Source organism: Peptacetobacter hominis, from assembly GCF_006861675.1.
Taxonomy (GTDB): domain Bacteria; phylum Bacillota; class Clostridia; order Peptostreptococcales; family Peptostreptococcaceae; genus Peptacetobacter; species Peptacetobacter hominis.
This window is the reverse complement of the sequence record NZ_SGJB01000020.1, coordinates 1-12,088: the sequence shown is the minus strand read 5'-3', so window position 1 is coordinate 12,088 and position 12,088 is coordinate 1. Positions and strand designations below refer to the sequence as shown.

At 30.8% G+C, this 12,088-nt stretch carries 9 protein-coding genes, 2 pseudogenes and 1 other annotated feature; of the genes and pseudogenes, 7 read left to right on the top strand and 4 right to left on the bottom strand.

Annotated features, from left to right (window positions below):
• Positions 1–67: 67 nt before the first annotated feature.
• Both EXD82_RS10615 and EXD82_RS10445 read right to left on the bottom strand, forming a co-directional pair.
• A pseudogene (locus EXD82_RS10615) lies at positions 68–508 on the bottom strand (cation transporter); the annotation flags it as partial.
• A 12-nt stretch (positions 509–520) separates the two neighbouring features.
• Positions 521–727: pseudogene (locus EXD82_RS10445) on the bottom strand (heavy-metal-associated domain-containing protein); the annotation flags it as partial.
• Positions 728–924: 197 nt separating this feature from the next.
• On the opposite strand from EXD82_RS10445, the gene EXD82_RS09330 reads away from it, so the two are divergent.
• The 5 genes from EXD82_RS09330 to EXD82_RS09310 all read left to right on the top strand — a co-directional run bounded on the left by EXD82_RS09330 (position 925) and on the right by EXD82_RS09310 (position 8,039).
• Positions 925–1,719, top strand: a complete 795-nt coding sequence (locus tag EXD82_RS09330; protein ID WP_142536651.1) for a Cof-type HAD-IIB family hydrolase — start codon at positions 925–927, stop codon at positions 1,717–1,719.
• A 121-nt stretch (positions 1,720–1,840) separates the two neighbouring features.
• Positions 1,841–3,682: a translational GTPase TypA gene (gene typA, locus EXD82_RS09325; protein WP_142536650.1), complete on the top strand. Its 1,842-nt coding sequence runs from the start codon at positions 1,841–1,843 to the stop codon at positions 3,680–3,682.
• Between the two features lie 539 nt (positions 3,683–4,221).
• Positions 4,222–4,445 (top strand) — a binding site (T-box leader).
• 43 nt (positions 4,446–4,488) lie between these two features.
• Positions 4,489–5,988, top strand: a complete 1,500-nt coding sequence (thrC, locus tag EXD82_RS09320) for a threonine synthase (protein ID WP_142536649.1) — start codon at positions 4,489–4,491, stop codon at positions 5,986–5,988.
• A complete protein-coding gene (gene thrB / locus EXD82_RS09315; protein ID WP_142536648.1) occupies positions 5,985–6,884 on the top strand; it encodes a homoserine kinase in 900 nt (299 codons plus the stop codon). Before thrC ends, thrB begins: the two co-directional genes overlap by 4 nt.
• 96 nt (positions 6,885–6,980) lie before the next feature.
• Positions 6,981–8,039, top strand: coding sequence for an NAD(P)H-dependent flavin oxidoreductase (locus EXD82_RS09310; protein WP_334295909.1), 1,059 nt, complete (start codon positions 6,981–6,983; stop codon positions 8,037–8,039).
• 101 nt (positions 8,040–8,140) lie between these two features.
• Here EXD82_RS09310 and EXD82_RS09305 read toward each other — a convergent pair whose 3' ends face one another.
• Both EXD82_RS09305 and EXD82_RS09300 read right to left on the bottom strand, forming a co-directional pair.
• Positions 8,141–8,374, bottom strand: a complete 234-nt coding sequence (locus tag EXD82_RS09305) for a thioredoxin family protein (RefSeq protein ID WP_142536647.1) — start codon at positions 8,372–8,374, stop codon at positions 8,141–8,143.
• Positions 8,375–8,387: 13 nt separating this feature from the next.
• Positions 8,388–9,329: a CobW family GTP-binding protein gene (locus EXD82_RS09300; RefSeq protein ID WP_142536646.1), complete on the bottom strand. Its 942-nt coding sequence runs from the start codon at positions 9,327–9,329 to the stop codon at positions 8,388–8,390.
• Between the two features lie 377 nt (positions 9,330–9,706).
• Here EXD82_RS09300 and EXD82_RS09295 point away from each other — a divergent pair, with 377 nt between their 5' ends.
• Positions 9,707–11,086, top strand: coding sequence for an MATE family efflux transporter (locus tag EXD82_RS09295; RefSeq protein ID WP_142536645.1), 1,380 nt, complete (start codon positions 9,707–9,709; stop codon positions 11,084–11,086).
• Between the two features lie 134 nt (positions 11,087–11,220).
• Complete coding sequence (locus EXD82_RS09290) at positions 11,221–12,003, top strand: TraX family protein (protein ID WP_142536644.1); 783 nt, start codon at positions 11,221–11,223, stop codon at positions 12,001–12,003.
• Positions 12,004–12,088 lie beyond the last annotated feature (85 nt).

Below are 12,088 nucleotides of genomic sequence, written 5' to 3'. Positions count from 1 at the left end.
TTTCTTCAACCGGATCGTAACTTTTTATCTTTTTATCATCCTCTATTATAACTGCTTCAAAGCCTTTGCTACTTACAGCTTCTCTGAAATTTTCAACATCAACTACATCTGTATAGTATTTTACATATGCTTTTTCAGTTGCTATATTTACATTTGCCTCTATTACACCGTCCATAGCTTTTATAGCTTTTTCTGCTCCCTGCGCACATGCTGCACAGTGCATTCCTTTTATTGGAAATCTTATTTCTTTTATTTCACCGTCATATACTTTTACTTTTTTATCTGCTGTATCATCAATTTCATTTATTTCATTATTTTCCTCTAAAATCTCTTTTTCAAAAGTGTCTTTATCAAATATCGCTTCGAGATTCTTTTCCTCAAGTGCTTTTTTCATATCTTCTTTACTTGCTATATCCTTGTCGTATACTACAACTGCTCTTTTTTCTGAAAGTGATACATCTGCACTTTCTATTCCTTCAACGCTTTCCAAAGCGTTTTTTGCCTTATTGGCACAACTTCCTCAGTTCATTCCCTCTACTGTGAATTCTATTGTCTCCAATTTTTTATCATCAAATATAGCCTCAAGATTCTTTTCCTCAAGTGCTTTTTTCATATCTTCTTTACTTGCTATATCCTTGTCGTATACTACAACTGCTCTTTTTTCTGAAAGTGATACATCTGCACTTTCTATTCCTTCAACACTTTCCAAAGCGTTTTTTGCCTTATTGGCACAACTTCCTCAGTTCATTCCTTCTATTGTGAATTCTATTTTATCTAAACTTTTCATATCTTTTCGTCCTTTCATAAAATTGATTACATTTTTATTATACCCCCTACGGGTATATAGTCAACCATTTTATTTTAATAAATTTTTATCATATGTGTTATAATATTATAAAAATTTACTATATTGGAGGTATCATAATGACAAAAATAGTTTTCAGCGATGTAGATGGAACACTTTTAGATTCAAATAGACATATAACACCGCTAACTTTAGATGCAATAAAAAAACTTGAAAAAAATAATATACCTTTTGTTATAACTTCTGGTAGAGGACCTACTGGCATATACCCTATTCTTGATGAATATGGATTCAATTGCCCCATAATAGCTTATGGTGGTGCTCTTATAATGGATAAAAACAGGAAAATACTTTTTAATACAGGTTTTTCAAAATCTGATGCTTTAGAAATAGTTTCTTTTTTAAATAATGAAAATCTTGATCTTTCATGGGGAGTATATTCCCTTAATCAATGGATCGTAAAAGATAAGTCAGACCCAAGGATAATAAATGAAGAACGTATAATAAATGCTCAATCTTCTGAGGGAGATATAAATTCTGTAGAATCCGATATAGTTAACAAAATTCTATGCATATGCGATTCATCTGATATAGATGAATTTGTAACTATTCTCAGAAATAGGTTCTCTGAACATTCAATTGTAAAATCTTCTGACACACTTATTGAAGTTATGAAAAAAGGTATAACAAAAGCAACAGCAATAGACAAACTATGCTCTATTTGGAACATAAAAAAAGAAAATACAATTGCATTTGGTGATAACTATAACGATATTGAAATGCTTGAATATGTAGAAAAACCGTTTCTTATGTCAAATGCTCCAGATGGAATGAAAAAAATAATTACTTCATATACTGAAGATAATGATCATGATGGTATTCATCATGCCCTAAAGAGATTAAAACTTATTTAACATATAATTATAATTTATAAATTTTTAAGCAGGAAAGCAATTGCCGCAATCCTGCTTTTCTTGTACTCTTAAAATCATTGTGATATAATTTATAAGTTAGAAAAATGAAGGGAGATTATTTATGTCAAATAAACATAAAATTATTAATATCGCGGTTATCGCACACGTCGATGCCGGAAAATCTACACTTGTAGATGCGTTTCTTTCTCAGAGCGGAATATTCAGAGCAAACGAAACAGTAAGAGAACGTGTAATGGATAGTAACGACCTTGAACAGGAAAGAGGAATAACAATATATTCTAAAAACTGTGCCATAAACTATGGTGATTACAAAATAAACATAGTTGATACACCTGGGCACTCAGACTTCTCTTCTGAAGTTGAGCGTGTAATGAAAACTGTTGATACAGTTATACTTCTTGTCGATGCAAGTGAAGGGCCAATGCCTCAGACAAGATTTGTTCTTCAGAAATCTCTTGAATGTGGACTTAAACCTATTCTGTTCATAAATAAAATAGATAAAAAAGACCAGAGAGCTGAAGAAGTTGTAGATGAAGTATTCGATTTATTCGTGGATCTTAATGCAACTGATGAGCAGTGCGAATTCCCTATAATATATGGTATCGCTAAGCAGGGTATAGCCAAACTTGATATGGATGAAGAAAGTGAGGACCTTTCTCCTCTATTTAAAACTATAGTTGAACATGTTGAAGCTTATCCTGACTATGATGATGAACCTTTACAGCTTCAGATATCTTCTCTTGCATATGACGATTATATAGGTAGACTTGGTATAGGTAGAGTATATAAAGGAACAGTTAAACCTGGTCAGAATATCTGTATATGCGGTGAATCAGATGAACCTAGAAAAGGAAGAATAGGAAAACTTACTGTTTATGAAGGACTTAAACAGGTTGAAGTTGATGAGGCTGGAAGTGGAGAAATAGTTGTTATATCTGGTATACCAGATATATCTATAGGAGAAACTGTATGTCTTGCTGACAATCCTCAGCCTATGGAGATGATAAAAATAGAAGAACCTACTCTATCTATGAACTTCCTTGTTAATGATTCTCCTTTTGCAGGAAAAAGTGGAAAATTTGTTACAACAAGACATCTTAAAGAAAGACTTGAAAAAGAACTTGAAGTAAACGTAGGACTTAGAGTTGAGCCTTTAGATACTACTGATGGTTATAAAGTTTCTGGACGTGGAGAACTTCATCTTTCTATACTTATAGAGAATATGAGACGTGAAGGTTATGAACTTGGAGTATCAAAACCAGAGGTTCTTATGCATAGAGATGAAAATGGAACTCTTCTTGAACCGATTGAAAGAGTTATCGTAAACTGCCCTGAAGTGTATTCTGGAACAGTTATAAATGAACTTAATATGAGAAAAGGTATGATGGAATCTATGGAGATGGAAGGAGACTATGTTAAAATAGAGTTCCTTGCACCTACAAGAGGTCTTCTTGGATATAGAAGTGAATTTATAAACGTAACAAGAGGAGAAGGAACTCTTGTTAGATCATTTGAAAAATTTGAAGAATTTAAAGGTGAAATACCTTCAAGAGGAAATGGAGTTCTTATATCTCAGGGACCTGGTACAACTATGGGGTATGCACTTAATGCACTAAGTGAAAGAGCGACTATGTTTGTAGATCCAGGTGTAGATGTATACGAAGGTATGATAATAGGTATGAACTCAAGAAAAGAAGATATGACAGTTAACCCTTGTAAGAACAAGAAAATGTCAAACGTTCGTGCTTCAGGATCAGATGATGCAATAAAACTTGCACCACCTAGAATATTTACTCTTGAAGAAGCTCTTGAATTTATAGAAGAAGATGAACTTGTGGAAATAACACCTGACGCTATAAGATTAAGAAAGAAATTTCTGAATGAACATGAGAGACTTCAGTACAATAAAGCAAGACAAGCAGCAAAAATGCAAAATAAATAATAAAGAAAAAGAGCAGTAAAATCCAGTATACTGCTCTTTTTCTTATAGTAATATAAATAAAATAGACTGAAGTATAAAACTCCAGTCTATTTTATTTATATTTTAATTTTATTCTATTTCATATCTTCAGCCATACTTGATACAATTGTAAGAGCACTTAACACAACAAGTACACTCCCAGCTATTCCTAATATAAGCATAATTTCTCGCCTTCTTTCTAATATTATGTCTTTTAGTATTATGTCTAATATAATTAATCCATTTAAGAATTTTTTATTATTATAACACTATTTTTATATTTATTCTAGTTTTTATTTTCAATTTTAACATTTTTGTATTATTTTTTAATATTTATTCACACTTAATTTAAATTATTTTATAAAATTTAACTCTTTTTCTTTATATGTACATATTACATACATACACACTACTCTACTATTATTATTCGACATGATATTATTCTTTTTATTCAATTTATTAAATTTTTAGAAAAAAATATTGACTTTATTTATATCCTCAATTATTATATATACAATATCAAAAAAGCTTTGATTGAGAGGAGTAAATTATATTCGATAAACAGAGATGGTTTGCCACCGGCTGAAAGCATTCCTTTATTAGAGTAATTGAAGACTGCTCATGAGCTTCTATCTGAAGTTATCTATAGATTTTAGTAAGATGTGACGTATAGCTGCGTTAAAGCTTTGAGTGGATTTCTAATCAATCTGGGTGGAACCGCGGGATTATTCATCTCGTCCCTTTTTAGGGACGGGATTTTTTTATTTTCTTGATTAGGAGGAATTGACATGAAGTATACAAGTACAAGAAATAATAAGATATCAATAAATGCATCAGAGGCTATTCTAAAAGGTCTTTCAGAGGATGGCGGATTATTTGTTCCTATAGAATATCCTGATATATATAACAGTCTTAATGATATAAAAGAAATGAATTATACAGATCTTTCCACTTTTATTTTAAAATATTTTATACCTGAATTTACAGAAACTGAAATACATAATTGTGCAATAAATGCATATAAAAATAATTTCAATTGCACAAATTGCGTTGAAGTCAGGAATTTTAATGATATATCATTTTTGGAATTATTTCATGGTCCAACACTTGCATTTAAGGATATGGCGCTTACTATTATGCCACATTTTATGAATCAATCAAAAGAAACATGTAAATTTTCATCTGATATAGCAATATTGACAGCCACTTCTGGTGACACTGGAAAAGCTGCTCTTGAAGGGTTTAAAAATATTGATGGAATAAAGATTGCCGTTTTTTTTCCGGAAAATGGAGTTAGCGAAATTCAAAAACTTCAGATGAGAACTCAGACAGGAAACAATGTTTATGTATCTGGTATATATGGTAACTTTGATGATGCTCAGAATGCAGTAAAAACTATCTTTTCTGATCGGAATTATAACAAATATCTTAATTCGTCAGGAACATATTTATCTTCGGCAAATTCAATAAATCTTGGAAGACTGCTTCCCCAGATTATCTATTATATTTATTCTTATGCTGAACTGCTTAGAAAAAATATTATAAATTGTGGAGAAAAAATAAATTTTGTTGTTCCTACAGGGAATTTCGGTGATATACTTGCAGGATACTATGCAAAGAAAATGGGACTTCCAATAAATAAACTTATTTGTGCTTCCAATGATAACAATGTATTGTATGATTTTTTTAATACAGGTATATATGATAAAAACAGAGACCTTATACTTACAGAATCTCCTTCCATGGATATTCTTATATCAAGCAATCTCGAAAGGCTTCTATTTGATATATATGATGGAGATAGTGAAAAAGTATCTGATTTAATCAATAGTTTATACTCTAATGGTAAATATAGTATTCCTGAATATATACAAAAGAAACTTAATTGCTTTAAAGCTGAATACGCTGATAGTTCTGATGTAAAAAAATCCATTTATGATGTATATGCTAAATATGGATATGTTATAGATACACATACTGCTGTTGCTTATAGCTGTTATCAGAAGTATATAAAAAATTCAAACGATGATACAAAAGCTATAATTTTAAGTACTGCAAGTCCATATAAATTTGCATCCAGTGTAGTTTCAGCTCTTGGATATAATCCTTCTAAAAATGAATTTGATGATATAGATTTAATTTCAAAAATATCTAATTCTGAAATTCCTGAATCTATACAGAAACTTAAAACTGCAGACATCATACATAAAGATATTTATTCAAAACATAATATAAAAGATGCGGTTTCTAAATTCTTAGATATTCGAAATGGTGGTGATCTAATATGATAAAAATAGTGGTTCCGGCAACAAGTGCAAATGTAGGACCAGGATTTGACTGCCTTGGAGTGGCTCTTTCACTTTATAATACTTTTTATATTGAAGAAATAGAAGAAGGTTTTGAATTTGAAGGTTGTGAAGATAAATTTAAAAATGATAAAAACCTGGTTGCGAAATCAATGGCATACTTTTTTAAAAATGAAGCTCCAGATTTTGTTCCGTCTGGATACAGGATTAAATTTGAATCTGATATTCCTGTCTCAAGAGGTTTAGGAAGCAGTGCTGCATGTATAGTAGCTGGTATTATTGCAGCCAATCATTTTTCAGGTATTGGTCTTAAAAAAGATGCACTTTTGAGAATTGCAACTGAAATAGAGGGACATCCCGATAATGTTGCCCCTGCTCTATTTGGTAATATGACTATTGCTCTATGTAACAATATTGGAGAACTTTCTATGGACATAGTAGATATTTCTGAAGATATAAAATTCTGTGCCTTGATTCCAGATTTTAGATTATCCACTGAAAAAGCACGTTCTGTTCTTCCTGATTCAATCAGTTATAAAGATGCTGTATTTAATATATCAAGAGCCGCCATGCTGATTTCGTCTTTATCTTCCGGAAATACTGAACTTCTAAAATATGCCTGTGACGATAGGCTTCATCAACCTTATAGAAGTACACTGATTCCTGAATTTGAAACAGTTGTTGATATTGCATATTCTTATGGAGCTCATGGAGTATTTTTAAGTGGAGCAGGACCTACAGTTATGACTGTTATTTCTGGTAGTTTAAATAATTTCATTGATGATATTGAGCCAAACTTAGTAAATCTACAATATAAATGGCATGCAAAAGTGTTACAGTGTGATAAAAAAGGAGCTCAATTAAATATTTTAGAATAGTCTATTATTTAATAGAAATTTATAGTATAATATTAGGACCAGGTATTATTTTATTTTTTATCTGGTCCTATTTTTTAGTACTGGAGAGTGATTACTATCAAAAATTTAAAAATATCTAATTTAATAGCTGAAAAACCTATCATACAAGGTGGTATGGGTGTAGGAATATCAAGATCTTCACTTGCGGGATATGTTGCTTTAAACGGTGGAGTCGGGGTTATATCCGGGGTCCAGATCGGATACGATGAGCCGGACTTTGAAACAAATACTCTTGAAGCAAATCTTAGAGCTGTAGAAAAACATATAAAAAAGGCAAAGGAAATAGCTTCAGGAAATGGTGTAATAGGTATAAATTACATGGTTGCCATGAATAATTATGATATATTCGTAAAAAAGGCAGTAGAAAGTGGTGTTGATCTTATAATTTCAGGGGCTGGACTTCCTACAAAACTTCCTTCTCTTGTTAAGGGTTCAGATGTGAAAATAGCTCCTATTGTTTCAACAGTAAAAGCTGCCAAAGTTATTCTAAAAATGTGGGCACGAAAAGATAAAAGGACTGCTGATATGATTGTTGTCGAAGGTCCTAAAGCCGGTGGACATCTCGGTTTCTCAGAAGAAAAGGCAAAGAATGCTGATAGTTTTGATTATGATAAAGAGTTTAAAGGAATTATAGAAGTTGCCAAAGAATATGGAGAAAATTTCGGTGTGGAAATACCTGTTATAGCTGCGGGAGGTATATCAGATGCTGAAACTGTTAAAAAATATATGGATATGGGAGCTTCAGGTGTACAGATAGGAAGCAGATTTGTTGCAACTGAAGAATGTGATGCACATATAAACTTTAAAAATATGTATGTAAATTCGTCAAAAGACGATATAGATATAGTTGTAAGTCCAGTAGGAATGCCTGGTAGAGCTATACAGAACGATTTTATAAAATCAGTTAAAGCAAAAAGACCGGAAATAAAAAAATGTTACAACTGTTTAATACCATGTAACCCAGCTGAGACTCCTTATTGTATATCTCAGGCACTTATAAATGCTGTAAAGGGCGATGTTGACAATGCACTTATATTCTGTGGTGCCGATACATATAAAATAGACAGAATATCTACTGTCAAAGAAGTTATGGATGAACTTACTTCTCTTTTATAGTTCTTTTTATTTTTACCCTTTGTCGGTCGGTTGTCCGACATATAATACAAATAAAAAGCGACCACTGAAAATAATATTTCCAAGTGGCCGTTTTTTATTTATTACTTACTGAGAATTTTTTTTAGTTCATCTTTTTTGGCAACTCTACCAGATGCAACAAGTTTACCATCTATCATAAGAGATGGTGATGACATTACACCAAGCTTAACTATTTCTACCAGGTCCTCAACTTTTTCCACTTCAGCATCCATATCAAGCTCATTAAGGACTATTAAGACATTTTCATAAAGAGTATCACACTTATCGCATCCAGTTCCGATAACTTTTATATTCATAATATGCTTCCTCCTAATTTTTAAGTTTCATTTTCTTTCCTATATGTTTTTCCCATGCACTAAATAAAGATTTTATAACTGCAGGTCCTACCTTTGATATAAATACTACCTTAGATTCTTTATTGTCCCGTGAAGATTTTATATCTATTTTCTCCCCCACTACATCAAGCTGACAAAGGCCTTTTCCCTCTATTTCGATAAAACCTTTGACTCTATATAACTCTGGAATTACATCTTTTAGAAATTCTATAAGTTTTTCTTCTTCAACAGCATAATCCACTTCCATAAATAAAGTTTTTGGCTTTGTCTCTTCTGAATTTGTGGTATCTTCACTTTCTGCCCATTGGTACTCCATTAGATCTTCTTTTAGAAAAGAATAATCAAATATTCCCATGTTGCTTAGTTCTATTTTACAAATAGGATTTATTTTTCGTATTTCATTTTTTAAATTTTCTACTCTTTCTTTATTCACAAGATCTGATTTAGTTATAACAGCTAAATGACAATGTTTAAGCTGTCTATTTACTGTTTCAAGATCATTCAATTGTTCTATAAAATTAATTGCATCCACAAGGCATACTACTCCACTGAATTCATATTTATCACCTGCTATAGCTTCAACAGCCTTCATTATCTCATCTACATTTGATGGGTCTCCAAGTCCTGAACTTTCAACAAAAAGATAATCGAAATCTTTTTTTGACATTTCTGCAAGAGCCTGTACAAAAGAAAGTTTTAAGCAGGAACAGAATATAGAACCTCTATTTATTTCCATCATTTCAATATCATCATTCTTTAGAATAGCACCATCTATTCCAAGCTTTCCAAATTCATTCTGTATAACTCCGATTCTTTTTCCACTAAGTTTTTTTATAAGCTCAAGAAGAACTGTGGTTTTTCCCGAACCCAGAAATCCTGTAAGTACATAAAGTTTTGTCTTTTTGCATTCTTCCATGAATATATCCTCTTTTCATATCAAATTTTTTCGATGTGTAGTACAAATAAAAACAGACTAATTTACTGTTTTATAGAATATATTAGACTGCTCTATTAAATACTTTACTTGCATATATCATATCAAATATTTTTGATATATTAATATGATAAATCATTTTCCTGTTGCTGTCAATTATATAACTTAGTATAATATATATTATTTTTATAAATTACTTGACTTAAGAAATATATTATTATAGAATATTTAAGGTGATTTCAAAATAATAATATATTTGCCGTTTAGGGCTATAGATTTTTCTGTTTCTGAGAATAAACAGACTAAAATCTATAGCCTTTATTTTTTATCTTAATATTATAGAATTATGGAGGTATTTAATGGAAAACAACAGTACAATTACTTTAAACAAAAGTGTAACAAATGAAACTATATCAGATTTTAATCCTATGACAGATAGAAAAATTGTCCCACTTCTATTATCTATGGCATTACCGCCGATGATATCAATGCTTATACAATCTCTTTATAATATTGTAGACAGTATATTCGTTGCCCAGATAAGTCAGGATGCTCTTACTGCTGTTAGTATAGCATTTCCTCTTCAGAATTTATCTCTTGCATTTTCTGTTGGACTTGGTGTTGCTGTAAATGCAAATATAGCTATGAATATGGGATCTGGAAATATGGAAAAAGCAGATTATTATGCCGGACAGGGTGTTATTCTTACAATATGCCATGCTTTAATATTCGTCCTTCTTGGAACTTTTGGGCTTAGACCTTTTTTCTCTATATTTACCAATGATCCACAGGTTATGAATTATGCAGTTCAATATGGATCTATAGTTATAACACTTACTTTTGGTTCGCTTTTTCATGTTCTATGTGAAAAAATATTCCAATCTAACGGCAACATGGTAATTCCTATGTTTCTTCAGGGATTTGGTGCAATTATAAATATTATTCTCGATCCAATACTTATATTCGGTCTTTTCGGCATGCCGAAGCTTGGAGTTTCTGGAGCTGCCATAGCAACTATTATAGGTCAGTTTTCAGCAGCAACACTTGCTGTAACACTTTTTATAAAAAAATCTCCTATAAAAATACACAAAAGACATCTTAAACCTAATTTAAAACTTATTACAGATTTATACAAAATTGCGATACCTTCAGGAATGATGATTTGTATGCCATCAATTCTTGTATCTGTAATGAATAGAATCCTTGCATCTGTATCAACTGCAGGAATAGCTTTCTTCGGTATATATTACAAACTACAGACTTTTGTAAATATGCCTGTAACAGGTATGATACAGGGAATGAGACCTATTGTAAGTTATAATTATGGTGCAGATTTACATGATAGAGTTGTAGGAACTATAAAGGCATCACTTGTATTCTCTGCAATAATACTTATTGGAGGAACTATTCTTTTCTGTGCAATTCCTGAAACTCTTCTTTCTATGTTCAATGCATCTGAAGAACTTCTTGGATTTGGTGTATCAGGGCTTAGAATACTATCTCTTGGGTTTGCATTCTCTTTCATTGGAATAACTATGTGTGGCGTTTTTGAAGCTTTAGGTAAAGGTATGTATTCACTGTCAATATCTATCACAAGACAGCTTATCGTAATAGTTGTTCTTTCATTAATATTTGTTAGATTTATGGGACTTAATGGAATATGGATTACATTCCCTATTGCAGAATTAATTGCAGCTTTTATATCTGTAATACTATATAAAAAAATAATTAAAAGATAATATAAAATAGAAATCCTATCATAATTTTGATAGGATTTTATTTATCTTTAATATATCTTTAGATTTATCCCCCCTGTTTTTTTATTTTATGTAACTATAATTAGACTGTATTAAATTGAAATAGGAGGATTTTTATGAATAAAGTTTTTTCATATGGAGCAGATGCTTTTTCTCTAAAAATGCTTGCTCTTATTTTTATGGTTATTGACCATATACATACTTATTTAAATTTAGGCCCGGAGTGGATTTCTATTTTGCCTAGATTTGTTGCTCCACTGTTTGTCTTTTTTATTGTAGAAGGATTCTTTAATACCAGAAATATTAACGCTTATTTTCAAAGAATTCTTTTATTTGCTGTAATTATGCTTACTGGTAATATAGCTATAAATCTTATATTCAATAACACTGATATTTTAACTGGAAAACTCACTTTTTATTCTATAGTATCTGGAAATAATATTTTCCTTACTTTAGCTGTTTTCCTATACATACTTATATGCATAGATAAAATCAGACGAGAAAAAGTTGCATCAAAGAAAATTTTTATGATAATATTTACTGCAATATTTATGTTTCTTTCACTATTCTGTGAAGGTGGAATATATCTCCTTCCTTTATTAATTATATTCTATGTATTCCATGGCAATAAAAAATACATATCTGTTGGTGTAATCATATGGTCAGTATTTATATTTATTAAAGCAATTTTTAATTATTTTTCAGGTGCAACCGGATTAGATTTATTTTCTACACTATGTTTTAACAGCGAATGGGCTATGATATTTGCATTATTTCCTATACTACTTTATAATGGAAAAAGAGGCCGAAATGATGCTTTTGCAAAATGGATTTTTTATTTCGTATATCCTATACATTTGTGGATATTAAGAAGTATATATTTAATCTTTATAAAATAAATCAAAAAGGTGCTGTCGCATTAACGTTTTTTATAACGTTTTGCGACAGCATTTTTTCTTGTTATCAGTAAATAGTGGTTGTAAA